At 64.4% G+C, this 23,574-nt stretch carries 24 protein-coding genes and 1 pseudogene; 15 read left to right on the forward strand and 10 right to left on the reverse strand.

The features are described from left to right. Nucleotides 1–6 precede the first annotated feature (6 nt). From ccoO to ccoS, 7 genes are all read left to right on the forward strand, one after another. Nucleotides 7–741 carry a cytochrome-c oxidase, cbb3-type subunit II gene (gene ccoO / locus BM374_RS20810; protein WP_092295715.1) on the forward strand — a complete coding sequence of 245 codons (735 nt, stop codon included), beginning with the start codon at nt 7–9 and terminating at the stop codon, nt 739–741. A gap of 13 nt (nt 742–754) precedes the next feature. Continuing rightward, nucleotides 755–919: a cbb3-type cytochrome oxidase subunit 3 gene (locus tag BM374_RS20815; RefSeq protein WP_092295718.1), complete on the forward strand. Its 165-nt coding sequence runs from the start codon at nt 755–757 to the stop codon at nt 917–919. Nucleotides 920–925: 6 nt separating this feature from the next. Continuing rightward, the gene (ccoP, locus tag BM374_RS20820; protein ID WP_092295721.1) at nt 926–1,801 is read left to right on the forward strand and encodes a cytochrome-c oxidase, cbb3-type subunit III; all 876 of its coding nucleotides are present in this window, start codon (nt 926–928) and stop codon (nt 1,799–1,801) included. 119 nt (nt 1,802–1,920) lie between these two features. Next, the gene (gene ccoG, locus BM374_RS20825) at nt 1,921–3,387 is read left to right on the forward strand and encodes a cytochrome c oxidase accessory protein CcoG (RefSeq protein ID WP_092295724.1); all 1,467 of its coding nucleotides are present in this window, start codon (nt 1,921–1,923) and stop codon (nt 3,385–3,387) included. 15 nt (nt 3,388–3,402) lie between these two features. Continuing rightward, on the forward strand, nt 3,403–3,888 hold the full coding sequence (locus BM374_RS20830) for a FixH family protein (RefSeq protein ID WP_092295726.1): 486 nt from the start codon (nt 3,403–3,405) through the stop codon (nt 3,886–3,888). 9 nt (nt 3,889–3,897) lie between these two features. After that, the gene (locus BM374_RS20835) at nt 3,898–6,090 is read left to right on the forward strand and encodes a cation-translocating P-type ATPase (protein ID WP_092295729.1); all 2,193 of its coding nucleotides are present in this window, start codon (nt 3,898–3,900) and stop codon (nt 6,088–6,090) included. Next, nucleotides 6,090–6,275 carry a cbb3-type cytochrome oxidase assembly protein CcoS gene (ccoS, locus tag BM374_RS20840; protein WP_092295732.1) on the forward strand — a complete coding sequence of 62 codons (186 nt, stop codon included), beginning with the start codon at nt 6,090–6,092 and terminating at the stop codon, nt 6,273–6,275. Before BM374_RS20835 ends, ccoS begins: the two co-directional genes overlap by 1 nt. On the opposite strand, the gene BM374_RS20845 is transcribed toward ccoS, so the two are convergent. Further along, on the reverse strand, nt 6,272–7,474 hold the full coding sequence (locus BM374_RS20845) for an MFS transporter (protein WP_092295734.1): 1,203 nt from the start codon (nt 7,472–7,474) through the stop codon (nt 6,272–6,274). The two genes, ccoS and BM374_RS20845, sit on opposite strands and share 4 nt — an antisense overlap. Nucleotides 7,475–7,605: 131 nt before the next feature. Further along, a complete protein-coding gene (locus tag BM374_RS20850; protein ID WP_092295737.1) occupies nt 7,606–8,088 on the reverse strand; it encodes a cupin domain-containing protein in 483 nt (160 codons plus the stop codon). A 254-nt stretch (nt 8,089–8,342) separates the two neighbouring features. Here BM374_RS20850 and BM374_RS20855 point away from each other — a divergent pair, with 254 nt between their 5' ends. Next, nucleotides 8,343–9,059, forward strand: coding sequence for a peroxiredoxin-like family protein (locus BM374_RS20855; RefSeq protein ID WP_092296929.1), 717 nt, complete (start codon nt 8,343–8,345; stop codon nt 9,057–9,059). Between the two features lie 26 nt (nt 9,060–9,085). Here the strand turns inward: BM374_RS20855 and BM374_RS20860 are convergent, their stop codons facing one another. Beyond that, entirely contained in the window at nt 9,086–9,967 is an 882-nt protein-coding gene (locus tag BM374_RS20860) for a LysR family transcriptional regulator (protein WP_092295740.1), read from the reverse strand. A gap of 192 nt (nt 9,968–10,159) precedes the next feature. On the opposite strand from BM374_RS20860, the gene BM374_RS20865 reads away from it, so the two are divergent. From BM374_RS20865 to BM374_RS20875, 3 genes are all read left to right on the forward strand, one after another. Next, complete coding sequence (locus BM374_RS20865; protein ID WP_092295743.1) at nt 10,160–10,984, forward strand: 3-hydroxybutyrate dehydrogenase; 825 nt, start codon at nt 10,160–10,162, stop codon at nt 10,982–10,984. Between the two features lie 85 nt (nt 10,985–11,069). Next, on the forward strand, nt 11,070–12,212 hold the full coding sequence (locus tag BM374_RS20870; RefSeq protein ID WP_092296932.1) for a patatin-like phospholipase family protein: 1,143 nt from the start codon (nt 11,070–11,072) through the stop codon (nt 12,210–12,212). A gap of 82 nt (nt 12,213–12,294) precedes the next feature. Continuing rightward, nucleotides 12,295–13,245: an oxygenase MpaB family protein gene (locus BM374_RS20875; RefSeq protein WP_177248476.1), complete on the forward strand. Its 951-nt coding sequence runs from the start codon at nt 12,295–12,297 to the stop codon at nt 13,243–13,245. Between the two features lie 160 nt (nt 13,246–13,405). Here the strand turns inward: BM374_RS20875 and glgA are convergent, their stop codons facing one another. Further along, the gene (gene glgA, locus BM374_RS20880; RefSeq protein ID WP_092295746.1) at nt 13,406–14,821 is read right to left on the reverse strand and encodes a glycogen synthase GlgA; all 1,416 of its coding nucleotides are present in this window, start codon (nt 14,819–14,821) and stop codon (nt 13,406–13,408) included. A gap of 185 nt (nt 14,822–15,006) precedes the next feature. Here glgA and BM374_RS20885 point away from each other — a divergent pair, with 185 nt between their 5' ends. The 3 genes from BM374_RS20885 (at nt 15,007) to BM374_RS20895 (ending at nt 18,609) form a co-directional block, all read left to right on the forward strand. Next, a complete protein-coding gene (locus BM374_RS20885) occupies nt 15,007–16,203 on the forward strand; it encodes a CaiB/BaiF CoA transferase family protein (RefSeq protein WP_092295749.1) in 1,197 nt (398 codons plus the stop codon). A gap of 149 nt (nt 16,204–16,352) precedes the next feature. Continuing rightward, nucleotides 16,353–17,420, forward strand: coding sequence for an alcohol dehydrogenase (locus BM374_RS20890; protein ID WP_092295752.1), 1,068 nt, complete (start codon nt 16,353–16,355; stop codon nt 17,418–17,420). Between the two features lie 109 nt (nt 17,421–17,529). Continuing rightward, nucleotides 17,530–18,609, forward strand: coding sequence for an isocitrate/isopropylmalate dehydrogenase family protein (locus BM374_RS20895; protein WP_092295755.1), 1,080 nt, complete (start codon nt 17,530–17,532; stop codon nt 18,607–18,609). Between the two features lie 39 nt (nt 18,610–18,648). On the opposite strand, the gene BM374_RS20900 is transcribed toward BM374_RS20895, so the two are convergent. The 3 genes and pseudogenes from BM374_RS20900 to BM374_RS20905 form a co-directional block, all read right to left on the reverse strand. After that, nucleotides 18,649–18,924: a hypothetical protein gene (locus tag BM374_RS20900; RefSeq protein ID WP_092295758.1), complete on the reverse strand. Its 276-nt coding sequence runs from the start codon at nt 18,922–18,924 to the stop codon at nt 18,649–18,651. Between the two features lie 120 nt (nt 18,925–19,044). Then, nucleotides 19,045–19,137, reverse strand: a pseudogene (locus BM374_RS39465) (enoyl-CoA hydratase); the annotation flags it as partial. Nucleotides 19,138–19,203: 66 nt separating this feature from the next. Next, nucleotides 19,204–19,521: an antibiotic biosynthesis monooxygenase family protein gene (locus tag BM374_RS20905; protein ID WP_092295761.1), complete on the reverse strand. Its 318-nt coding sequence runs from the start codon at nt 19,519–19,521 to the stop codon at nt 19,204–19,206. A 95-nt stretch (nt 19,522–19,616) separates the two neighbouring features. On the opposite strand from BM374_RS20905, the gene BM374_RS20910 reads away from it, so the two are divergent. Then, nucleotides 19,617–20,516, forward strand: a complete 900-nt coding sequence (locus BM374_RS20910) for a LysR family transcriptional regulator (RefSeq protein ID WP_092295764.1) — start codon at nt 19,617–19,619, stop codon at nt 20,514–20,516. Nucleotides 20,517–20,520: 4 nt separating this feature from the next. Here BM374_RS20910 and BM374_RS20915 read toward each other — a convergent pair whose 3' ends face one another. The 3 genes from BM374_RS20915 to BM374_RS20925 all read right to left on the reverse strand — a co-directional run bounded on the left by BM374_RS20915 (nt 20,521) and on the right by BM374_RS20925 (nt 23,567). Beyond that, the gene (locus tag BM374_RS20915; RefSeq protein ID WP_092295767.1) at nt 20,521–21,336 is read right to left on the reverse strand and encodes an enoyl-CoA hydratase; all 816 of its coding nucleotides are present in this window, start codon (nt 21,334–21,336) and stop codon (nt 20,521–20,523) included. 109 nt (nt 21,337–21,445) lie between these two features. Then, nucleotides 21,446–22,792, reverse strand: coding sequence for a L,D-transpeptidase family protein (locus BM374_RS20920; RefSeq protein ID WP_092295770.1), 1,347 nt, complete (start codon nt 22,790–22,792; stop codon nt 21,446–21,448). Between the two features lie 403 nt (nt 22,793–23,195). Beyond that, nucleotides 23,196–23,567, reverse strand: a complete 372-nt coding sequence (locus BM374_RS20925; protein WP_164938811.1) for a helix-turn-helix domain-containing protein — start codon at nt 23,565–23,567, stop codon at nt 23,196–23,198. Between the last annotated feature and the right edge of the window lie 7 nt (nt 23,568–23,574).

Below are 23,574 nucleotides of genomic sequence, written 5' to 3' on the forward strand. Positions count from 1 at the left end.
CTTCCCATGTCGTTCTGGACACGCCACCAAATTCTCGAAAAGAACTCGATCGTCCTGGTCTTGGGCATCCTGCTCGTGGTCGCGATCGGCGGTCTCGTCGAGATCACCCCGCTGTTCTACCTCAAGAGCACGATCGAGAAGGTCGACGGCGTCAGGCCCTACACGCCGCTGGAACTCGCCGGGCGCAACATCTACGTCCGCGAAGGCTGCTATCTCTGCCACTCGCAGATGATCCGCCCGTTGCGCGACGAGGTCGAGCGCTACGGCCACTTCTCGCTCGCCGCCGAGAGCATGTTCGACCACCCGTTCCAATGGGGCTCGAAGCGCACCGGTCCTGACCTTGCCCGCGTCGGCGCCAAATATTCCGACGACTGGCACGTCACCCATCTGACCAACCCGCGTGCGATCGTTCCGCAGTCGGTGATGCCGGGCTATCCGTTCCTCGCCAGGACCGAAGTCGATCCGGACGCGATCGCCGACCACATGCGTACGCTGCGGACGGTGGGCGTGCCCTATACCGACGACCAGATCGCCAATGCGGCCGCCGACATGAAGGCCCAGGCCGATCCGGACAATGCCGGCACTGACGCCTTCACCAAGCGCTACGCCAAGGCCGTCGTGCGCAATTTCGACGGCAAGCCGGGCACTCCGACCGAGATGGATGCGCTGATCGCGTACCTCCAGATGCTCGGCACGCTCGTCGACTTCAAGCTCTACAACGAGAAAGCCAATCTTCGCTGAGAAGGCATCCCCGATGAAAGCCATCCTGACACTCGACAATCTCGCGTCCGGTCTCGTGACCACGATCTGGACGCCGGTCTTCGTCGCGATCTTTCTCGCGATCATCGCCTACGCGTTTTGGCCCCGCAACAAGGCTGCGTTCGACGATGCGGCCAGCTTGCCCCTGCGGGAGGAGTGAGAGATCATGACCGACCATCATAGCGAAATCGATTCCGTCACCGGCAGGGCCACGACCGGTCATGAATGGGACGGCATCAAGGAGCTCAACACGCCACTGCCGCGCTGGTGGGTGATCTGCTTCTACCTGACCATCGTCTGGGCCATCGCCTACTGGGTCGTCTATCCGGCCTGGCCGCTGATCTCGAGCAACACGACGGGCCTGTTCGGCTACTCATCGCGCGCCGACGTCGCGGTCGAGCTTGCCAATCTCGAGAAGATCCGCGGTGACAAGATGGCGGCGCTGGGCACGGCGTCGCTCGCCGACATCGAAAAGGACCCGGCCTTGCTGGCGCTCGCCCGCGCCAAGGGCAAGACCGTGTTTGGCGACAATTGCGCGCCGTGCCACGGCTCGGGCGCCGCCGGCGCCAAGGGCTTCCCGAACCTGAACGACGACGAATGGCTCTGGGGCGGCTCGCTCGAGCAGATCATGCAAACCATCCAGTTCGGCGCACGCTCCGGCCACCCCAAAACCCATGAGGGCCAGATGCTGGCCTTCGGCAAGGACGGCGTGCTGAAGCCGGACGAGATCGTCACGGTGGCCAATTACGTGCGCTCGCTGTCGGGCCTGCCGACCCGGAGCGGCTATGACGCCGCCAAGGGCGAGAAGATCTTCGCCGACAATTGCGTCGCCTGCCATGGCGACGGCGGCAAGGGCAACCAGGAGCTCGGCGCGCCCAACCTGACCGACAAGATCTGGCTCTACGGCTCCGACGAGGCGGTTCTGATCGAAACCATCACCAACGGCCGTGCCGGTGTCATGCCGGCGTGGGAAGGGCGTCTCGACCCCGCCACCATCAAGGCGATGGCGGTTTACGTCCACTCGCTGGGCGGCGGCAAATAGCCGATCAGCGGTCAACGGTTCCAACGGGGGCGAAGAAATCCGCCCCCGTTTGCGTTGGATCAATGGTCTCATTGCCGTGGGGTCTAGGTTCAATCGCACCTTCCAGGAAGCGCTGAGCGATGAACAAGACCGTAAACCCGAAAGACCTCACACCGGTTGATGACAACGCGCCGCTCTACGCTGCCCGCAAGAAGGTCTATCCCCAGAGCGTCTCCGGCACCTTCCGCCGGATCAAATGGGGCCTGATGGCGTTCTGCCTCGGCGTCTATTATTTCCTGCCCTTCGTGCGCTGGAATCGCGGCCTTGGCGCCCCCAGCCAGGCGGTGCTGATCGATCTGCCCAACAGCCGCTTCTATTTCTTCTTCATCGAGCTGTGGCCGCAGGAGGTCTACTACTTCACCGGCCTGTTGATCGTCGCTGCGGTGGCGCTGTTTCTGATGAACTCGGTCGGCGGCCGCATCTGGTGCGGCTATCTTTGCCCGCAGACGGTCTGGACCGATCTGTTCTACGCCGTCGAGCGCTTCGTCGAGGGTGACCGCCGCGAGCGCATGCGCAAGGACAAGCAGGCCGGTTCACTCACGCCCGAGCGCGTCTCGGAGATCGCCGCCAAGCATGCGATCTGGCTCATGATCGCCTGGTGGACCGGCGGCGCCTGGGTGCTCTATTTCAGCGACGCGCCGACGCTGGTGAAGGATCTCCTGACCTTCCAGGCGCCGATGGTCGCCTATATCTGGATCGGCATCCTCACCGCGACGACCTATATACTCGCCGGCTACATGCGCGAACAGGTCTGCACCTATATGTGCCCGTGGCCGCGCATCCAGGCCGCGCTCACCGACGAATGGGCGCTGAACGTCACCTATCGCTACGACCGCGGCGAGAAGCGCACCTCGGTCAAGAAGGCCGCAGAGCTGCGCGCGCTCGGCGAGCAGGTCGGCGATTGCGTCGATTGCTACCAATGCGTCGCGGTCTGCCCGACCGGCATCGACATCCGCAACGGACCGCAGCTCGAATGCATCCAGTGCGGACTCTGCATCGACGCCTGCGACAACGTGATGGCCAAGATCGGCCGGCCGAAGCGGCTGATCGGCTACGACAACGACATCAACATCCACCGCCGCCAGGAAGGCAAGGCGCCGATCTACCGCTTCGTCCGCGCCCGCACCGTGGTCTACAGCGCGATCATCGCCGCGGTCGGCGGCATCATGATCTATACGCTCGCGACCCGCAGCCTGCTTGACATCAACGTGCTGCACGACCGCAACCCGCTTGCGGTCAAGCTCAGCGATGGCTCGATCCGCAACGCCTATACGGTGCGGCTCTTGAACAAGAGCGGTTATGATCGGGTCATCGCGATCGACGCGGACGGTCCGGCCAATCCCACGATTCACGTCGTCGGCGTTGATTCGGTGACGCCGGACAGACCGATGATCGTGATCCCGCGCGATTCCACCAGCGAGCTGCGGCTGCTCGTCACCGCGCCGGCCGACAACAATCCGGAAAAATCGATTCCGGTCCACTTCCACGTCACCGATATCGGGCTCGGCGTGGTCGCCTCCAGCACCGACAATTTCGTCGCGCCGTAAGTTCAGGAGATCGCCATGGCCGCCAAGCCGCTGACCGGAACCAAGGTGTTGCTGATGCTGGTCGCCTTCTTTGGGGTCGTCATCGGCGTCAACGTCACCATGATGAAGCTCGCGATCGCGACGCTACCCGGCACCGAGGTCGACAGCCCCTATGCCGCAGGCCTCGTCTATGACCGCGAGATCTCGGCGGCGCAGGATCAGGCGGCGCGCAAATGGAAGGTCAGCGCGCATATCGAGCGGCGCGCCGACGGCAATGCCGTGCTTCAGGTCGAGGCGCGCGACGCGTCGGGCCAGCCGGTGACCGGATTGAAATTCGGCGGGCGCCTCGAGCGGCCGACCGACAAGCGCGCCGACCTCGCGGTCGAGCTCACCGAGGCGGGCAGCGGCGTCTATCGCGGCAATGCCGCCTCCGTCGCGCCGGGCCAGTGGGATCTCGTGATCGAGGGTGATGCCAGGGGCGAGCGCGTGTTCCTGTCGCGCAACCGCGTGATCCTGAACTGAGGTCTTGCCATGCAGGTGACGCGCGATTTCTCTCACTACGTCCGCGCCGCGGGCGCAGGCGTTCAGCATATCGATCTCGCGGTCGAGGGTGTTCATTGCGCCGGCTGCATGGCCAAGATCGAGCGCGGCCTTTCTGCCATTCCTGACGTCACGCTGGCGCGGGTCAACCTCACCGACAAGCGCGTCGCGCTGGAATGGAAAGAGGGCACGCTCGATCCTGCCCGCTTCATCGATCGGCTCGAGGAGCTCGGCTATAAGGCCTATCCATACGAGACCCAGAGCGCGGAAGCGACCGAGGTCGCGGAATCGCGTTTCCTGCTCCGCTGCCTCGGCGTCGCCGCGTTCGCCACCATGAACGTGATGATGCTGTCGATCCCGGTGTGGTCGGGCAACGTCTCGGACATGCTGCCCGAGCAGCGCGACTTCTTTCACTGGCTGTCGGCGCTGATTGCGCTGCCGGCCGCTGCCTATGCCGGCCAGCCGTTCTTCCGTGCGGCCTGGCGCGCGCTGTCGAACAAGACCACCAACATGGATGTGCCGATTTCGATCGGCGTGTGCCTCGCGCTTGGCATGTCCGTGGTCGAGACCATCAACCATGCGGAGCACGCCTATTTCGACGCGGCGATCATGCTGCTCACCTTCCTGCTCGTCGGCCGCTTCCTCGACCAGAACATGCGGCGGCGGACCCGCGCTGTTGCCGGCAACCTCGCGGCGCTGAAAGCGGAGACGGCGGCCAAATTCGTCGGACCCGACGAAATCTCGCAGGTGCCGGTCGCCGCGATCCATCCCGGCGACATCGTGCTGCTCAGGCCCGGCGAGCGCTGCGCGGTCGACGGCAGCGTGATCGAGGGGCGTTCCGAGATCGATCAGAGCCTGATCACCGGAGAGACGCTCTATGTCACGGCCGGGCAGGGCACGCCTATCTATGCCGGCTCGATGAACATCTCCGGCACGTTGCGGGTGCGGGTCTCGGCTGACTCGGAAGCAACACTGCTCGCCGAGATCACGCGGCTGCTCGACAACGCGCTCCAGGCGCGTTCGCGTTACATGCGGCTCGCCGACCGCGCCTCGCGGCTCTATGCGCCGGTGGTTCATGCGACCGCGCTCATCACCATTTTGGGCTGGGTCATCGCGGGCGCCACCTGGCGTGACGCTGTTGTCACCGGAATCGCCGTCTTGATCATCACCTGTCCCTGCGCGCTCGGCCTTGCGATTCCGACCGTGCAGACGGTGGCCTCGGGTACGATGTTCAAGGCGGGCGTGCTGCTCAATTCCGGCGATGCCATCGAGCGGCTGGCCGAAGCCGACCATGTCATCTTCGACAAGACCGGCACGCTGACGCTCCCGGATCTCGAGGTCACGAACGCCGACGATATCCCCTCCGACGTTTTCGAGCTCGCCGGCCGCCTCGCGTTGTCGAGCCATCACCCGGTCGCCGCTGCGGTCGCGCAGGCCGTGGGCGCGACGTCGCCGATCCTCAGCGCAGCCGAGGAGGCCGGGCAAGGCGTCCGCGCCATGGTCGATGGCGTCGAGCTCCGTCTCGGCCGGCCGTCCTTCTGCGGCGCCGAGGCGCTGGTCGCTGATGCGACCCGTTTCGATCCTGAGGCGTCCATCGTGGCCTTCAGCAGGGGAGAGGAAAAGTTCATCCTCTCCGTGCGCCAGGGCCTGCGTCCGGACGCGCAGGCCGTGATCGCGGCACTGAAGGCACGCAATATCGGCATCGAGATCCTCTCCGGCGACCGTGAACCCGCCGTGATTGCAGCGGCCCACGCGCTTGGCATCGCCGAATGGCGGGCCGGCGTCACGCCCGCCGACAAGATCGCGCGGATCGAGGAGCTGAAGCGGCGCGGTGCAAAGGTGCTGATGGTCGGCGACGGCATGAACGATGCGCCGTCGCTGGCGGCCGCCCATGTCTCGATGTCGCCGATCTCGGCCGCGCATCTCAGCCAGGCGACCGCCGATCTCGTCTTCCTCGGGCGGCCCCTGGCTCCGGTCGTCGCGGCGATCGATTCCGCGCGCAAGGCGCTGCATCTGATGCGGCAGAACCTCTGGCTTGCGATCGGTTATAATGTGCTTGCCGTGCCGGTCGCGATCAGCGGCGTCGTCACCCCCCTGATCGCGGCAGCCGCCATGAGCGGATCGTCGATCCTGGTGATGCTCAATTCGCTGCGCGCCCGCAGCGCCTCGCGGGAGATCGTGTGATGGAGATCCTGGTTTACCTGGTGCCGCTGGCCTTGCTGCTCGGAGGCGCCGGCCTCGCCGCCTTCCTCTGGTCGCTCCGCAGCGGCCAGTACGACGATCTCGACGGCGCCGCCTGGCGGGCCATCGCCGATGACGACCCGCCGCCGCAGGAAGCGCCGGCGGAGATGGCGAAGGCCAGGCGCTAACGTTTCAGGCTAAGCGTCAGCAGGGCCGCTGCGGCGAGGGCCCCGCCGACACCGGCGACGCAGGCATGCCAACCATACGCGTCGAACAGACGTCCGAGCACGGCCGTGCCGACGAGGCCGCCGCAGAAGTAGCAGGCGAGATAGGTGCCGCTGGCGATGCCGCGGTTGTCGGTCGCCGCTTGTCCCACGAAGGCGGTCGCAGCGGCTTGGGCGAAGAAGGTGCCGACGCCGACCAGGACCATGCCGGTGAGTACCTCAGCCAGATGCGCTCCCAGCATCAGCGGCAGGCCGATTGCGGCGACCGCAAGCGCGCCCCAGATCGTCGGCCGCGTGCCGAGGCGGGCTGTCATCCTGCCGGCCAGCAACGTTGTGACGATGGAGGGCAGAAAGACGAAATAGACGAGACCGAGGTGCATCATGCCGAGCGACAGCGGTGGCCGAACCAGCACGAAATTGACGAATGTGAAGGTGCCGATGAACGCGAACAGGATGCAAAAACCGATGCCATATGCGGCCCGCAGCGGCGGATTGCGCCAGTGCGCGAGCGCGGCGATCAGCGGCGACGGTGCAGACATCGTCGGACGCATCGGCTCGACCCGCTTGATCGTGAAAAAGACTAGCGCCGCTCCCGCCAAATTGAGCGCGGCGAATACGTAGAAATTCCAGGCGAGGCCGAGGCCGTCGGCGAGCGCTGCCGAAACCAGACGGCCGACGAGGTTGCTGGCGACGTTTCCGGTGATGTAGGCGGCAAAGGCGCCGCCGGCATCGGTGGCACTGCATTGTTCACCGAGATAAGCAAGCGTCAAGGCAAAGGCCGACGCCATGCACAGACCCTGCGCAATCCGCAAGGTTGTGAAGACGGCAAGATTCGGTGCAGTCGCCAATAGGCTCGTCGGAATGGCGAGGAGCGCGAGGCTGAGCAAGATGCCGGTTCGCCGGTCGATATGCGGGCTGAAGAGGCCGACCGCCAGACCTGCGACGGCCATGCCGAAGGTGCTCGCATTGACGGCGAAGCCCATCGCCGCAGGCGTGACGCCATAGTGGCGCGTCAACGCTGGCAGGATCGCCTGAGTCGCGAACAAGTCGACGACGGTCAGGAATGCGGTGAGGCCGATCACGACCGACCGAAGTACGAGACCGGACAAATGTGCGTCCATCGCCATTGCGGACGGCTTGATCGGCGTGGAAAGATCGGTCATGGCATGGCCCTCCTCGGTCTGTCATTTCCGGGCTGGTGCGAACGGGACCGCAAGGTGGTCCGGAGCACCAGCCCCGGATCTCGAGGTTCCGGTTCGCTTCGCGCCCCGGAACGACTGCACACTCGGTACCGTCACATGTTGTGATCGTGCGGATCCTTGCGGACATCGCCGACATAGAGAACGACCGTCTCCTTGCCGAGGTTCTTCCACCAATGCGAGGTGCCGAACACTTCCGGGCGGATATCGCCGGCCTTGTGCACGATCGGATCGATGCAATTGGAGGCGTATTCGACGATTTCGCCCTGCTGCACGAAGATGAGGGCCGGGCGGTCATCATGGCTGTGCCACGGCACGATGCCGCCGGGCGCGATCGTCAGCTTGCGGAAACGCAGCTCGCGGCCTTCCAGATGCGCCGGCTGCTTGCCGAGGTCGATCGCGCCGAGCGTGACGTCAGTGACGCCGGCCGGCTTATAGTCAACCATCTGCCGCGCGTTCGGCTTGATCTTATCGGCCGGGCATTCGCCGGCGAGCACCGGCTGCGCCGAGAGAGTGAGAGCGCCGAACACGGCAAGCCCGGGCCAGATCAGGCGTGACAAGGTGTGGCTCGTCGACATGGGGAGGTCTCCTGTGTTGGCCGCAACCCCGCTGGTTGCCGGCTATGGCAGGAGTGTCGCCGAAACCGCGTCGGCCCTGAAATGCCGGCTTGCTCTCGATGCGATAGCCGAGCGCTATGTTGATGCGTGGCGGCTATCGAACCGATTGTGGATCGGCATTTCCGTTTGACAGGGATCAAGCATTCGATCGACCGGCAGCCCTTGCGGGGCGGCTGAAATGCCAAATAATAGGTTCACCAATGCCGGAGCGGAAAATGACATCCCTTTCCACAGCCGATGCCGAGCGGCTCAAGCTTGCCTTCCAGCGCTGCCGTGACATGGAGGGGACCCTGAACGAACAGCTTCGGGCGTACGCGAATGCCGGTCGTGAGATCTTTCCGGCTTACGGCGAGGCTGTCGATCGGCTCGTGGCAAGACTAGCCGGGAATGGCGGTGGGGAAAACGCGCCCCGGCCGGGCGAGATGATGCCGCCCTTCATGTTGCCGGACGAGAATGGGCATCTGGTCACCTTGCCTTCGCTGACTTCGCGCAGCCCGGTAGCGGTCATGTTCTTTCGAGGCCATTGGTGCCCTTATTGCCGACTGAACGTGCGCGCGGTGATCCAGGCCCAAGACGACATCAAGGCAATGGGCGCCCAGATTGTCGCGATCATGCCGGAAACGCAGGAGTTCACGGAGAAGTTCAAGGCCGAATCGGGGGCGCCGTTCCCGGTGCTGACCGACCTCGACAATGGCTACGCGCTGTCGTTGAATCTGGCGATCTGGCTCGGCGCAGAAATCCAGAGCTTGTTGTCCTATCAGGACATGGCCAGGTTTCACGGCAATGACGGCTGGATGCTGCCGATCCCGGCCGTGTTCGTGGTCGGCCGCGACGGCATCGTCAAGGCTCGCTTCGTCGATCCGGATTTCCGCAAGCGCATGGAGGTCGACGATCTGCTTGCAGCGCTCGAAAGCGCAAGCGCCGATCGCTAACGCGGCCTGTACGTCTTTAAGCGAATTCAGCCCGCAACCGCTCGCCAGTCCGCGCCGCGCAGCATCCGCATCACGGCGTTGGCCACCGCTGTGCGCTGGCGGCCGGCCACGCCGTAGAGGCTCACGGTACGGCGGGCGTCGAGGCCTGCGACCGCGGCGCGCGTCAGCGTTTCCGGCACGGGCGACGTGTGGGGGACCATGGCGATGCCGACGTTGGCTTCGACCAGCTCGATCAGGTCGCGCTCGCTCGATATCTCGTGACCATGATCAATGCCGTGCTCATGCAGGCTGACGGAAATACGGCCGGAATGCTCGCAGAAGGTTCGGCTTAGCAGTTGTTCGGAGCGCAAATCATCCAGCGATATGCTGCTGCGACCTGCCAACCGGTGTCCGCTGCTGACGACGAGTTCGAAGCCTTCGGTGAACAATGGCCAGGTGTCGAGCCGGTCCCAGGCCTCGTCGATCTCAGCCGCAATGCCGAGCTCTGCCTCGCCCTTCTTCAGGAAGTCGCCGACCTCTTTGCTCGAGCCGCGCAGGAAGCGAAATTCGAGCCGGTTGAACTGTCGTTTGATCTCGTTGAGGTGCGGAATCAGCAGCGCAAGGTCGACCGAATGCGTCAGCGCAATTCGCAACGCGCCGATTTCGCCGCTCTTGAAGGAGGAGGCGAGCGAGCGTGCGCCGGCGGCGGCGTCATAGCACTGTTTGAGCAGCGGATGCATGCGCTGGCCGAGCTCGGTCAATTGGGCCGCCGGACGCTCGCGGCGAAACAGGTCGCCGCCAAGCTCGGCCTCGAGCTGCTTGATCGCGCGCGTCAGCGACGGCTGCGTCACGTTGCACTCCTCGGCGGCGCGCGTGAAGTTGAGCAGTTGCGCCACCGCGAGAAAATAGCGGACCTGGTGCATTTCCATGGATCGGCTCCCAGCAAGACCGACCCGAAATCTAGCGGATCAGGGCAGCAAATGACATCCCACCTGCGATAGCCCGGACGTATGGACTCGGAAGCCAACCGGCATTTCCGCAAGATGGGATGGTCAGGCACATTTCGCCCCGGCCACGGCGCTGACCCTGCGCCCGCTGTTTGCTCCGAAAGAGGTTGGATCATGAATATTCCCATCAAAACGCAGGCGTCCGTTCCGTCGCATGTGCTCGCCGGCAAGGTGGCATTGGTCACCGGATCGACCAGCGGGATCGGCCTTGGGATCGCGCGTGCGCTGGCCGCCGCCGGCGCCGACATCGTGCTCAACGGCCTTGGCATGGCCAGCGAGATCGGTCGGACGCGCGAGCAGATCGCCGCCGAGTTCGGTGTCAAGACAAGCTATTCGCCGGCCGACATGACGAGCCCGAAATCGATCGCCGAGATGATCGCGGCCACCATCGCGGAATCCGGCCGGCTCGACATCCTCATCAACAATGCCGGCATCCAGCACGTCGCGCCGCTCGACCAGTTTCCGGCCGAAAAATGGGACCAGATCCTCGCAATCAACCTGTCTTCGGCTTTCCACACGACACGGCTCGCGCTGCCTGCGATGCGCCGGAACGGCTTTGGCCGTATCGTCAACGTCGCATCCGCGCACGGCCTGGTCGGCTCACCGTTCAAGTCAGCCTATGTCGCGGCCAAGCACGGTATCGTCGGTCTGACCAAAGTGACGGCGCTGGAGACGGCGGAAGACGGCATTACCTGCAATGCGATCTGCCCCGGTTATGTCTACACGCCGCTGGTCGAAGCGCAGATCGATGGACAGGCCACGGCGCACGGGATTTCTCGCGATCAGGTGATCCGCGACGTGCTGCTCGCGCAGCAGCCGAACAAGCGCTTCGCCACTGTCGAGGAGCTTGGCGCACTCACGGTGTTCCTGGCAACCGACGCAGCCGCCTCGATCACCGGCATTGCGCTTCCCGTCGATGGCGGCTGGACCGCGCATTGACATGAAACGGCATCGCGCGGGCCTGCGTAACAAGTCGCGGCCGCCAACGAATATTCGACCGATGCAGGCTCATCAGGAGCGAACCATGAACGGCACACAGGACAACGCAAAGGGCAAGGGCCTGCCGGGCCAGGTCGTGCTGGTCCTTCAGGGCGGTGGAGCGCTCGGCTCCTACCAGGCCGGGGTGTACCAGGCCTTGCACGAGGCCGGCATCGAGCCCGATTGGATCATCGGCACCTCGATCGGCGCGATCAATGCGAGCCTCATTGCAGGTAACGAGCCCGGCCAGCGGCTGGCGCGGCTGAAGGAATTCTGGAAGCGGATGGAGCAAAACCCGGTCTGGAATCTGCGCAGCGCGTTTCCCGGCTTCAACGACAAGCTGGCCTATTGGTCGACGGTCACCAACGGCATTCCCGGCTTCTTCCGTCCCAATCCGCTGGCGCATGCGGGCGATTCCTATCCGCTGGGGGCCGATCACGCCGGCTTCTATTCGACCGCACCGCTGGAGAAGACGTTGCGCGAGCTCGTCGATTTCAGCCTGGTCAATCGCTGCGTGCCGCGGCTGACGGTCGGCGCGGCTCATGTCCGTACCAGCCAGATGCGTTATTTCGACAGCCGCGACGGCGAGCTGACGGTGAAGCACGTCATGGCCTCGGGCGCGCTTCCACCGGCGTTTCCGGCGGTGCGCATCGATGGCGAGCTCTATTGGGACGGCGGCATCCTGTCGAACACGCCGACCGAGGCTGTTTTCGACGACAATCCGCGCAAGAATTCGCTGATCTTCGCGGTGCATTTGTGGAATCCCGTCGGCGCCGAGCCGACCACGATGGCGGAGGTGCTGAACCGTCACAAGGACGTGCAGTACTCCAGCCGCATCGCGAGCCAGATCGTCCGCCAGCAGCAGGCCCATCGTCTCCGCCATGTCATCAACCAGCTCGCCGCGCGTCTACCCGAAAGCGAGCGCGCCGATCCCGCGGTGAGGGAATTGACCAGCTACGGCTGTCCGACTCGGATGCATGTGATGCGGCTGCTCGCCCCCCAGCTCGACCGCGAAAGCCACACCAAGGACATCGACTTCAGTCCGTCCGGGATCATGCAGCGGTGGGGTGCGGGCTATGCGCATACCCGCTCGGTGCTGGCGCGTGCGCCGTGGGTCGGCGAATTCGATCCGCTGTCGGGCGTGGTGTTGCACGAGCATCTGGACGAGATGCCGATGGCCGCGGAATAGCGGCGCAGGCGGTCATTTGCTTCATCGAATTGCCACAGGCGTTGCGGATCGTACCAATCAGCAGTCGATGAGGTCCCTGCAAGTGGTGTCCGGAAACGATCTGGAATTGGCGCTCGACCAGGTCCGCGCCCACGCGGCGGGACCGGTCGCCGGCGTGTTCGGTCCTGACACGCTGACCTGGCGGCTCGACCGGGAGGCCGTCATCTTTCTCGGCGCCGGCCGGGCGCTGCTGCTTCAGCTCGCGCATCCCTGGGTCGCGGCCGCCATCGCCGAGCATTCCAACACCCTTGCCGATCCGATCGGGCGCTTCCATCGCACCTTCGACATCGTCTTTGCCATGGTGTTCGGCTCGCTCGACCGGGCGCTGTTGTCATCCCGGCAGCTGCACCGGCGTCATAGCATGATCGTCGGCGAGATGCCGGAGACCGTTGGCCCGTTCGCGGCAGGCTCGCATTACTGTGCCAATGACATCCCTTCGCTGCGCTGGGTTCATGCCACGCTGGTCGAGACTGCGTTGATGGCGCACGATCTGGTTCTGCCGCCGTTCTCGGTGGAGGAGCGCGAGCGCTACTGGATCGAGAGCAGGACGTTCGGCGCGCTGTTCGGATTGACGGCGGACGATCTGCCGGCCGACTGGTCCGGCTTTGCGGCCTACACGACCGCAATGGTGCAGTCGGAGACGCTCACCGTCAGCCCCGCTGCGCGTACGATTGCTGCGCAGATTTTTGATGGCGCACGTCCGTGGCTGCGGCCGCCGCGATGGTACCGCGCGCTCACGGCAAGCCTGCTGCCGGAGCGCCTGCGCTTAGGTTTCGGGTTTGAGCTCGACGCGCGCGACAAGAGATCCGCCGACAATGCGCTGCGGTGGATCAAGCGCCTCTATCCGAAATTGCCCGACCGGCTGCGTTATGTCGGTCCTTACCAGGAAGCGCTGGCGCGCTTGCGTGGTGAGCCGCGGCCGGACTGGATGACCCGCTGCCTCAACCGCGCCTGGATCGGGCGGTCGCAGATGGACGTGCGCGGGAAGGGGTGAGGAATGATGTCCGTGTCCCGGACAAGCTGCAACGCGTGAGCGTTGCGGTGCAGAGCCGGGACCCAGGAGCCTCGAAATCCGGTGCGACATGGGCCTCGTCTCAGCAGCGCATCGTCGAACAGATGCTGCGCTGCGTCCGGGGCACGAGAGAGTGCGCAGCTCACGCCGTCGCAAGTTTCCGGTACAGCTTGTTGTAATTTCCCGCCGAGATGCTCCAGGAGAATGTTCGGCCCATGGCGCTGCGGCGCATGGTGTCGAGCTGGTCCTGGGCCATGAAGGCGGAGAAGGCGCGGCGGACGCCGCCGAGGAAAGAATCATGCGACGGTCTCGAGAACAGGAAGCCCGTCTCGCCGTCGGTAATGGTCTCGGCGAGGCCGCCGGTCTGGTGCCCGATCGGCAGCGAGCCGAAGCGCTGGGCGTACATCTGGCTCAGCCCGCACGGTTCGAACCGCGACGGCATCAAGGTGAAATCGCTGCCGGCGAAGATGCGCCGCGCCTGGGCTTCGTTGAAGCCGATGGTGACGCCGATGGCGTCAGGACGGCGGCGGTGGGCATCGATCAGCGCCTGCTCGAGCGCGGGTTCGCCGGAGCCGGTGACGACGATCTGCCCGCCGGCATCGACGATCTCGTCGGCGGCTGCGAGCACGAGGTCGATCCCCTTCTGGTGCACGAGGCGAGCGACGATGCCGAACATCGGCCCGCGCGAGACTGCCAGACCGAACTGCTTGCGCACGTAATCGGCATTGGCCTTCTTGCCGACCCAGTCGCCGGCACCGAATTGTTGCGCGAGCTGGGCGCAGGAGCGCGGATCCCAGCTCTCGTCGATGCCGTTGAGGATGCCGGTGAGCTCGGACGCCTCGGAGCGGACGCGCAACAAGCCTTCCAGTCCGCAGCCGAACTCTTCGGTCGTGATCTCGCGCGCATAGGTGCCGCTGACGGTGGTGAGATGCGAGGCGTAGACCAGCCCCGCCTTCAAGAAGGAGAGCTGGTCATAGAACTCGACGCCGTCGATGTGGAAGGAGCTTTCGGGGACGCCGATCCGACGCAACGACTCCTTCGGGAAGAGACCCTGATAGGCGAGGTTGTGGATGGTCAGGATCGACGGCAGCTTGGCGCCGCGCCAGGCGAGATAGGCCGGCACGAGCGAGGCCTGCCAATCGTTGGCATGGATCAAGTCTGCTGCCCAATTCTTGTCCAGCATGCCCATGGCAAGCTCAGCGGCCGCCGATGCAAACCGCGCGAAGCGGATGTCGTTGTCAGGCCAGTCGCGTCCGGACTCGTCGCCATAGGGATTGCCGGGCCGGTCGTAGAGCTGCGAGCACAGCAGCACATAGACCGGCATTCCGTCCTTGGTCGCGGCCCGGCCGAGCGAGCAGGCCGGCATTTCCGCAAAAGCCGGACAGCGGCCAACGATCTGAATATGCGTGAGTTGTTCGATGATATCCCGATAGCCGGGCAGCATGATCCGGATATCGGCGAAGGGGCGGAGCGCTCGGGGGAGGGCAGCAGAAACGGCACCAAGTCCGCCGACGCGGACGAAGTCGTCCATCTCCGTGGTGACGAACAAGACCCTCAAGAACAGCTGCCTTCTTCCGATCCCGTTTTGCTGCTATGCAAGAACGGGTCCAGTTGTCCAGGAATTCTCAAAGCCCGCCCACGCGGCGCATCCGTTCGGTAAATACTTTCCTACGTAGCCGCCGCCCTCTAGGGTCGCCGCATCAACAAGAGAGAACAATGAAGGTTCCAAAGGGGGCTTCGGGGATGCAGCTAGCAGATAAGCATGAGGGGACGACGACAAAGGCCTTTGCGGGCCTCAGGGTGCTGGATTTTTCGACCACCATCGCAGGTCCCCATTGCGCGCGGATGTTAGCCGACATGGGCGCCGAGGTCATCAAGATCGAGACCGATGGCGGCGAGACGATGCGCACCCGGCCACCGTTGCGCAAGGGCTGCAGCACCGTGTTCGGCCAGCTCAATGTCGGCAAGAAGAGCGTGGTGCTCGATCTCAAATCCGAGGATGGGAAGGAGGCGGTCCGCCGGCTGGCCGCGACAGCAGACATCCTGGTCGAGAATTTTCGCCCCGGCGTGATGCGCCGCCTGCAGCTCGACTACGACAGCCTCCGCCCGGTCAATCCCAGGCTGATCTACTGCTCGATCTCCGGCTACGGTCAGAGCGGCCCCTCGGCCGAGCTGCCGGCCTACGCGCCGGTGATCCATGCCGCCTCCGGCTATGACATGGCGCATCTCGCTTATCAGCCCGGCCGCAACAGACCGGACTATTGCGGCATCTATCATGCCGACGTCGTCACCGGCACCTACGGTTTCGGTGCGATCGCCTCCGCGCTCTATCAGCGCAGCGTGACCGGGCTCGGTCAGCACATCGACGTCTCGATGCTGGAATCGATGTTGTCGCTGACGCTGACCGAATTGCAGACCTCCCAATTCGCTGTGAAGCCGCCGCCGCGTCCGATGTTCGGGCCGACCGAGACCGCCAACGGCTATGTCATGATCACCGTCGCGAGTGAGAAGACGTTCCAGGCTTTGATGGGCGTGATCGGTCGTTCCGAATGGATCTCCGATCCGCGCTTCTCCGACTACGGCGCGCGCCGCGAGAACTGGGTGGAGATGATGGATGGCGTTGAAGCCTGGTCGCGGCGGCTCGCAACCGACGCGTGTCTTGCGGTGCTCGGGGCGGCCGGTGTGCCGGCCTCGGCGTATCGCACCGTGGCCGAGGCGCTGGCCGATCCGCAGCTCGCGCACCGGAAGGCGCTCTCCGAGGTGCGGGACGAGGGCGGCTCCTTTAGGGTACTCAACCTGCCGTTCCGGATGACGGGTGCCGATACCACGCCGGCCAAAACGATCGCCGTGCTTGGTGAGCATACCGATGTGCTGCGCGACGAGATCGGCCTTCTCACCGACGCGCCAATTCCGACAGGCAAAACAGCCGTGCAGGGCTGATGAACGGCATCGCGCGGCAAGCAATGCGGTCTTGCGCGCGCTCGGCTTGCCGGCCTCCAGCGACGTCAACTAGACAGGTTCGGGTTTGTCGCGCCCGGCCAGGCGTGGCAAGGTGATGCGATAACAAGACGAATGCCGGGAGGATTCCGATGAAGAGTTTCAAGGTTGCCGATTTCAAGGCGCCGCTGCAGGAGTTCGACGAGGCGACGCCGCAGCCGTCGGGCACGCAGGTGCTGATCAAGGTCAAAGCCGCCGGCGTCTGCCACAGCGATCTCCACATCTGGGAAGGCGGCTACGATCTCGGCCACGGGCGCAAGCCGCTGTCTCTGAAGGATCGCGGCATCAATCTGCCGCTGACCATGGGCCACGAGACCGTCGGCGAAGTGCTGGCGTTTGGACCCGATGTGAAGCCGACCGAGCAGGGCGATCTCAAGGTCGGCGACGTCGGCCTCGTCTATCCCTGGATCGGCTGCGGCAAATGTGCGACGTGCCTCGCGGGAGACGAGAACATGTGCCTGACGCCGCGCTCGCTCGGCGTCTATTGCGACGGTGGCTATGCCGATCACATGCTGGTGCCGCATCCGCGTTACCTGCTCAATCTCAGAGGACTCGATCCCGCAACGACGGCGCCTTATGCCTGTTCGGGCGTCACCACTTACAGCGCGCTGAAGAAGGTCGAGCAGTATTTCGATACGCCGATCGTGATGTTCGGCGCCGGCGGCCTCGGCTTGATGGCGCTCTCGCTCCTGAAAGCCATGGGCGGCAAGGGCGCGATCATGGTCGATATCGACGTCAGGAAGCGCGAAGCCGCCGAGAAGGCCGGTGCGCTCGCTACCGTCGATCCCAAGGCCCCGGACGCGCTGGAGCAGCTGGCGAAGAAGGCGGGTGGTCCGATCCGCGCCGTGATCGATCTCGTCGGCAATGCCGCGACGACGCAGCTCGGCTTCGACTGTCTGACCAAGGGCGGCAAGCTCGTCATCGTCGGCCTGTTCGGCGGCGGCGCGACCTGGGCGCTGCCGCTGATCCCGATCAAGGCGGTGACGATCCAGGGCAGCTATGTCGGAAATCTGCGCGAGACGCAGGAACTGCTCGATCTCGTGCGTGCGAAGAAGGTGCCGCCGATCCCGGTGACGAAGGCGCCGCTCGACAAGGCCAACGATGCGCTGCTGCAATTGCAGCAGGGCGCGGTGGTCGGGCGCACCGTGCTGACGCCGTAGTTTGTTCTGTCATTCCGGGGCGGTCCGCAGGACCTAGCCCGGAATCTCGAGATCCCAGGTTCGGCTCTTCGAGCCGCCCCGGGATGACGTCCCCGATACAGGAATCCCCATGCCCGCAAACAACGCCTTCCACATTGCCGTGCTCGCCGGTGACGGTATCGGTCCCGAGGTCATGGCGCCCGCGCTCGAAGTGCTGCGCAAGGTCGGCGACAAGTCGGGCCTGAGCTTCCGCTTCACCGAGGCGCCGGCCGGCGCCAACAACTATCTTGCGACCGGCAAATCGATGCCGGACTCGACCATCAAGCTCTGCGAGGAGGCGGACGCGATCCTGCTCGGGGCCTGCGGCCTGCCGTCGGTGCGCTACCCCGACAACACCGAGATCGCGCCGCAGATCGAGCTGCGCTTCATCTTCGATCTCTATGCCGGCGTGCGGCCCGCACGCCTCATTCCTGGCGTGCCGAGCCCCATCGTCGGTGCCGACCAGCGCGGCATCGATCTCGTGGTGATCCGCGAGTCCACTGAGGGCCTGTTCGCCTCCATGGGCAAGGGCGTCGTCACCCAAGAAGACGCGCGCGAAACTATGGTGATCACGCGCAAGACCTCCGAGCGCCTGTTCGAATTCTCGTTTCGCCTGGCCGAGCGGCGCAAGGCGCGCGGCAAGCCCGGCTCGCTCGCCTGCGTCGACAAGGCGAACGTGTTCAAGGCTTTTGCGTTCTTCCGCGGCATCTTCGACGAGATCGCGCAGAAGCATCCCGGCGTGACGGCCGATCGGCTCTATGTCGATGCCTGCTCGGCGATGCTGGTCAAGCGTCCCTGGGATTTCGACGTGATGGTCATGGAGAACATGTTCGGCGACATCGTCTCCGACATCACCGCGAGCCTGATCGGCGGCCTCGGCATGGCACCCTCGGCCGACATCGGCGACACCTACGCGGTGTTCCAGCCGTGCCACGGCACCGCACCTGACATCATGGGACAGGGCAAGGCCAACCCCACGGGCATGATCCTGTCGGCGGCAATGATGCTGGACTGGCTCGCGGACAAGCACGGCATCGAGAGCGCGACGGAAGCGGGCGAGCAAATCGAGCGGGCGGTCGATCAGGTCTATGCCGGCGGCCTCAAGCCGATGGAATTTGGTGGCAGCAATGGCACCGCCGAGATCACGAAGGCGGTGCTTGGGGCGTTGTAGTTAGAAGCCATGGCAAGGGGCCTTGCGGCCCCTTCTCGTTCACCAGCGGTGCCAGTAGCGATGGCGCCAGCCCCAGGGGCGTCCGTAAAACGGGCGCGGGCCGTAATAGCCGTAGGCGCCGTAGAAGTTCGGACGCCACCAGCAGCGGCCCCAGGGGTTACAGACCCAGCGTACCTGATCGACATGCGCGGCCGGACCGCTCGCAATCTGGTCCGCCTGCGGGATGCCGTTCGGCATTGCCGCGAGCGCCTGTCCCGACGCCAGCGCGGCACCCCCCAAGGCAGCCAGACCAAGAACAGCAAATTTGAGTTTCATCGCAATCTCCCTCGTTGGTGGCGGAAGAACTTGCGAGGGATCAAGTGGTTGCTATCGCGACAAACCGGGCGAGGAATTTAATCTTCCTGAATGGAAGTTCAGCTTCACCTCCGCTGTTCTTCATTTCCCCCTGAACTGCGGCTTGCGCTTTTCAATGAAGGCCTGCCGGCCCTCGCGAAAATCCGCTGAGTCTATGCAGGCGGTGCCAATCGAGGAGGATCAATAGGTTGTCGTCGCGATGCGGCAGTTCATATCGGATCGGCATCTTTCAACGCCGGTTCAAGCACCGCGGGCTGCTCTTGACGTCCACATCCGCTCCCGGATCACGCTGCAGATCTGGAATTTGAACTCGCTGAAGAACGTCTCCACGCCCCGCCTCTTGGCCTTGGCGTGCTCGGGATCGATCCGCCATTGGTGAAGCGCCTCTTCGGTCTCGAACTCGACGATCGTCACCCGTTCTCCATCGTCAGCAACGAAGCCTTTGTGTGAGATGTAGCCGGGTATCGTCCGCGCCAGTTCGCTCATGCGTTTTGCGATCGGCCCATATTCATCCTGTACGCCGGGATTAATTCGGGTGCGAAATACGGTGACGATCATCAGACAAGCTCCTGTGTGGGACTGCGATCTTTACCGGAAGGGCTAAATCACCTAAAATGAATAATTGTGATATAGTTCATCATGATGAGAGATATATGGATCTGTCCGATTTACGGATATTCGCCGCCGTCGTGCGCGAAGGCAGCGTGACCCGAGCAGCCGCGCGGCTGCACCGCGTCCAGTCCAATGTCACAACCCGTATCCGGCAGCTTGAAGAGGATCTCGGGGTTGCGCTCTTCATACGCGAGGGCAAGCGCCTGCATCTGGCGCCCCAGGGACAGCTGCTGCTCGGCTACGCAAATCGATTGCTTGCGCTCGCGGACGAAGCCCGCGATGCTTTGCAGAACGCAAAGCCCCGCGGCACGTTTCGTCTCGGCGCGATGGAGAGCACGGCAGCAGTCAGGCTGCCGGCGCTGTTCAGCCAATACCACCGGCGCCATCCAGAGGTGGTTCTGGAGCTTCGCACCGGCAATCCGCAGGTTCTCGCGAGCGCCATTCTAGCCGGCGAACTCGATGCGGCGCTTGTGGCCGAGCCGATAGCCGACGAGCCCTTTGAGAAGGTGCCGGCCTTCGAGGAGGAGTTGGTAATGATCGCGGCTGCCGATCACCCGCCGATTGGCAAGAAAAGTAGCAACCTGCCACGGACAATCATCGTCTTCGAGCACGGATGCCCGCATCGCAAGCGGCTTGAGGACTGGTACGCAAAACGAAACGAAATGCCGGAGCGCCTAATCGAACTGGGCTCATATCACGCCATGCTGGGCTGTGTCGTTGCGGGAATGGGCGTGGCCCTGATCCCAAAGAGCGTCCTGACCACTTTTCCTGACCGGGGGCTCTTGAGTCTCCATCCATTGGGAAGAACCGAGGATCGGGCGTGGACCGTGCTCATCTGGCGCAAAGGTGCGCGTTCCGCCAACGTTCAGGCCTTGAACGAGATCTTGCAGAGCCCCCGGTTCGCAAGTTCGAGACAAGCGCGAGCCGCCGGAGCTACTTGAGGCGTCACTTCCCCTGAAACTGCGGCTTGCGCTTCTCCATGAAGGCCTGTCGGCCCTCGCGGAAATCCGCCGAGTCCATGCAGGCGGTGCCGATTGCCTTGATCGCGTCCATGTCGCGGGCGCTTTCGTCCTTCAGCACCTCGGCGATGGTGATCTTGGCGGCCTTGATCGCGAGCGGGGCGTTCTCGGAGATGGTCTGCGCGATCGCCATCGTCTCTCCCCACAGCTGATCGATTGGAAACAGGCGCTCGACGAGGCCGATGCGCAGCGCTTCGGCTGCGTCGATGCGCATGCCCGTATACATCAACAGCCTTGCCCAGGACGGTCCGACCAGCGACACCAGGTGCCGCAGGCCGTCATAGCCATAGGCAATGCCGAGCTTTGCCGCGGGAATGCCGAACTGGCTGCCATGCGCGGCGAGGCGGATGTCTGCAAGCATTGCGACCTGCATGCCGCCGCCGAGGCAGAAACCCTCGATGCAGGCGATGGTCGGCTTCGGGTAATTCGCGAGCAGCGCGCGTTGGGCGGCGCTGCGCCTGGCGTACTCTTCGGATGCGGCGGCGTTGTGCCTGACCTTCTCGAACTGGCTGATGTCGGCGCCCGACACGAATGCCTTGCCACCGGCACCGCGCAGGATCACGACGCGCACCGTCTCGTCGTCGCGCAAGGCCATCAGCGCCTCGCCGAATCCTTCCCACATCTCCAGCGACATCGCGTTGCGCTTGTCCGGATTGTTGAAGGTGATCACGCCGACGCCGTCGATGACCTGCTTCAGGATCTTGCCGTCGGCGTAGGGAGTATCTTGGGAGAGGTCAGGCATCGCGCGCTCGCTTGTCTTCGGGCGAGACGCAATGTGCTGTGAGCCCGAGGCCCGGGTCAACTGCGGCGGGTGAAGAGATCTGCATCCACCCGTTGCTGCCATTGCATGCCTACTGCGCCATATGTGCGGTCAGCGGGTGATTGCCGGCATTGCTGAAGAACGCCGCTTCCTCGGCAGTCGCCTCCAGCAACTGCTCGTCCTGGTTATAGACGTCGTTGCGGAACTGGATGGTCTGGTCCTTGGTCATCCACGCCGTGAGATAAATCCAGGCCACCGGCACCTTTTTGGCCATGGCGACCTCCTGATGCTGCCCGGTGGCGATTTCCGCGTCGATCGCGGCGCGGGTCCATTTCGGCTGGTCCTTGAGCAGCCAGGCGGCGAGATCGCGTACGTTGTCGACGCGCGAGCAGCCGTGGGAATCGAAACGGTAGTCGTCGCTGAACAGATTGCGCTGGTTGGTGTCGTGCATGTAGACCGAATAGGAGTTCGGCATGTCGATCTTGACCGCGCCGAGCGCGTTGAAGCTGCCGTTCTGCTGGCGCACGGTGAAGTTCGGCGTGTGCGTGCCCGACCAGTCGACCGCATGCGGATCGATCGGATTGTCGTGCGCGTCGAGCACCTCCATGTGCATGCGCGACAGATAGGTCGGGTCCTTGCGCATGTGCGCGGAGATCTCGGTCTTGGCGATCGAGGAGGGGACCGTCCAGGTCGGATTGAGCACGACGCCGGTGATTTGCGCGGTCAGCGTCGGCGACGGCTTTTCGGTCTTGCCGACGATGACGCGATAGCGCCGCACCACGACGTCGTTCTCGACCGCCTCGGCGTAGGCGGCGGGGATGTTGACCACGACATAACGCTGGCCGAAGCTGAAATTGGTATTCTCGAGCCGCTCGAGCGAGGCTTCCAGCTGGCGAATGCGCTTCTGCACCGGGACGTTCATGGCCGCGAGCGTGCGCGGCGTCATCATGCCCGTGGGCGCGAGACCGTGGCGGGCCTGGAAGCGCTTCACGGCGTCGGCGAGATCCTGGTCGAAGGCGCCGCTCGCTCTGTCGGCGGCGAGGTCACTGCTGAGGATGAGCCGTTTGCGGAGCAGGTCGTCATTGGGGCCGTGGACGCCGAGCGTGAATTTGGCGTCCGCGGGAATCGTCGGCCAGCCGCCGCGCACCGCAAGGTCGGAATAGCTCAGTGCCGCGTCCTTGATCCGCTGGGCGGTGCCTTCGTCATAGGTCGGCTCGTGCGTCAGCGCGAGCGCCGCGGCGGAGCGGCTCTCGGCGGTCGACGCCGGTGCTGCTGCGGCTGTGGGGGCGGCGGCGTGAGCCGGGTTGGCGGCTGCGGGCACCGCGCCGGACGAACTGTTGGTCTTAGGGCTGCTTTGGCCCGTGGTCTCGGTCTGCGCAAGCGCGGAAGCGCTGGCAAGGAGGCCCATGGCAATGATCACGGCATGGCGTTTCGACATTTATCTGGTTTTCCCATGAGGACGAGGCCCGCAACGGGCACTCGCGTTGGCACGTCCCGGTCGCCGACGCGACACGCGCCGATTCGCTGAAATCGGCGGGACGCTAGGGCATCGAGGTTGCGGTCCCATTAAGCGTGGCACATCGAAGCCGGTGCATCCCTGCACCGGGCTCTCGATAGGTCGCAGCAAGGTCGGGACGGGTTCGCGAAATCAGCGAACTAAGACAGGCGGATGCCGGCAGAACGCAAAGAAAAGGACGGCTAGGCCGCCCCGAAAAGCCAAGACCGTGCGCGCGGATGGCGCGCGGGCCCAAACTGGAGTCGTCATATCTCGCCCAATCCGGCCGCGCCCCCGCGACGCGGCGGATTGAACATCGACCGGAAAGGCCGGACCGTCGACCGGCTCAGTCCTCGTTCGCCGCGATCGATTCCATCAGCGAGACGAGCTGACGCTGCACCGTCTGGTCCTTGATCTTGCTGTAGGCGCGCAGCAGGCGGAGGCTGAAAGCCGAATCCAGGAACAGGAGGCTTTCGACTTCGCGGGCCTTGTTGTCGCCGTCATAGAAGAAGGTCACGGGCACATCGAGGGCGGAGGCGATCTGCTGAAGACGAGCCGCGCCGACGCGATTGACGCCTTTCTCGTATTTCTGGACCTGCTGGAAGCTGACGCCGAGCTTTTCGCCGAGCTCAGCCTGCGAGATCTTCATCTCGACGCGCCGCAGACGGATCCGCTTGCCAAGCTCAATGTCCGGCTTGCCGGCACTGCGCTGCTTCATCCTTTTC

Source organism: Bradyrhizobium sp. Ghvi (assembly GCF_900115265.1).
Lineage (GTDB): Bacteria > Pseudomonadota > Alphaproteobacteria > Rhizobiales > Xanthobacteraceae > Bradyrhizobium.

Excerpts from the sequence above, each read along its gene's own strand:
- ccoO (WP_092295715.1), top strand. The coding sequence starts at position 7 with ATGTCGTTCTGGACACGCCACCAAATTCTCGAAAAGAACTCGATCGTC.
- BM374_RS20815 (WP_092295718.1), top strand. The coding sequence starts at position 755 with ATGAAAGCCATCCTGACACTCGACAATCTCGCGTCCGGTCTCGTGACC.
- ccoP (WP_092295721.1), top strand. The coding sequence starts at position 926 with ATGACCGACCATCATAGCGAAATCGATTCCGTCACCGGCAGGGCCACG.
- ccoG (WP_092295724.1), top strand. The coding sequence starts at position 1,921 with ATGAACAAGACCGTAAACCCGAAAGACCTCACACCGGTTGATGACAAC.
- BM374_RS20830 (WP_092295726.1), top strand. The coding sequence starts at position 3,403 with ATGGCCGCCAAGCCGCTGACCGGAACCAAGGTGTTGCTGATGCTGGTC.
- BM374_RS20835 (WP_092295729.1), top strand. The coding sequence starts at position 3,898 with ATGCAGGTGACGCGCGATTTCTCTCACTACGTCCGCGCCGCGGGCGCA.
- ccoS (WP_092295732.1), top strand. The coding sequence starts at position 6,090 with ATGGAGATCCTGGTTTACCTGGTGCCGCTGGCCTTGCTGCTCGGAGGC.
- BM374_RS20845 (WP_092295734.1), bottom strand. The coding sequence starts at position 7,474 with ATGACCGATCTTTCCACGCCGATCAAGCCGTCCGCAATGGCGATGGAC.
- BM374_RS20850 (WP_092295737.1), bottom strand. The coding sequence starts at position 8,088 with ATGTCGACGAGCCACACCTTGTCACGCCTGATCTGGCCCGGGCTTGCC.
- BM374_RS20855 (WP_092296929.1), top strand. The coding sequence starts at position 8,343 with ATGACATCCCTTTCCACAGCCGATGCCGAGCGGCTCAAGCTTGCCTTC.
- BM374_RS20860 (WP_092295740.1), bottom strand. The coding sequence starts at position 9,967 with ATGGAAATGCACCAGGTCCGCTATTTTCTCGCGGTGGCGCAACTGCTC.
- BM374_RS20865 (WP_092295743.1), top strand. The coding sequence starts at position 10,160 with ATGAATATTCCCATCAAAACGCAGGCGTCCGTTCCGTCGCATGTGCTC.
- BM374_RS20870 (WP_092296932.1), top strand. The coding sequence starts at position 11,070 with ATGAACGGCACACAGGACAACGCAAAGGGCAAGGGCCTGCCGGGCCAG.
- BM374_RS20885 (WP_092295749.1), top strand. The coding sequence starts at position 15,007 with ATGCAGCTAGCAGATAAGCATGAGGGGACGACGACAAAGGCCTTTGCG.
- BM374_RS20890 (WP_092295752.1), top strand. The coding sequence starts at position 16,353 with ATGAAGAGTTTCAAGGTTGCCGATTTCAAGGCGCCGCTGCAGGAGTTC.
- BM374_RS20895 (WP_092295755.1), top strand. The coding sequence starts at position 17,530 with ATGCCCGCAAACAACGCCTTCCACATTGCCGTGCTCGCCGGTGACGGT.
- BM374_RS20900 (WP_092295758.1), bottom strand. The coding sequence starts at position 18,924 with ATGAAACTCAAATTTGCTGTTCTTGGTCTGGCTGCCTTGGGGGGTGCC.
- BM374_RS20905 (WP_092295761.1), bottom strand. The coding sequence starts at position 19,521 with ATGATCGTCACCGTATTTCGCACCCGAATTAATCCCGGCGTACAGGAT.
- BM374_RS20910 (WP_092295764.1), top strand. The coding sequence starts at position 19,617 with ATGGATCTGTCCGATTTACGGATATTCGCCGCCGTCGTGCGCGAAGGC.
- BM374_RS20915 (WP_092295767.1), bottom strand. The coding sequence starts at position 21,336 with ATGCCTGACCTCTCCCAAGATACTCCCTACGCCGACGGCAAGATCCTG.
- BM374_RS20920 (WP_092295770.1), bottom strand. The coding sequence starts at position 22,792 with ATGTCGAAACGCCATGCCGTGATCATTGCCATGGGCCTCCTTGCCAGC.
- BM374_RS20925 (WP_164938811.1), bottom strand. The coding sequence starts at position 23,567 with ATGAAGCAGCGCAGTGCCGGCAAGCCGGACATTGAGCTTGGCAAGCGG.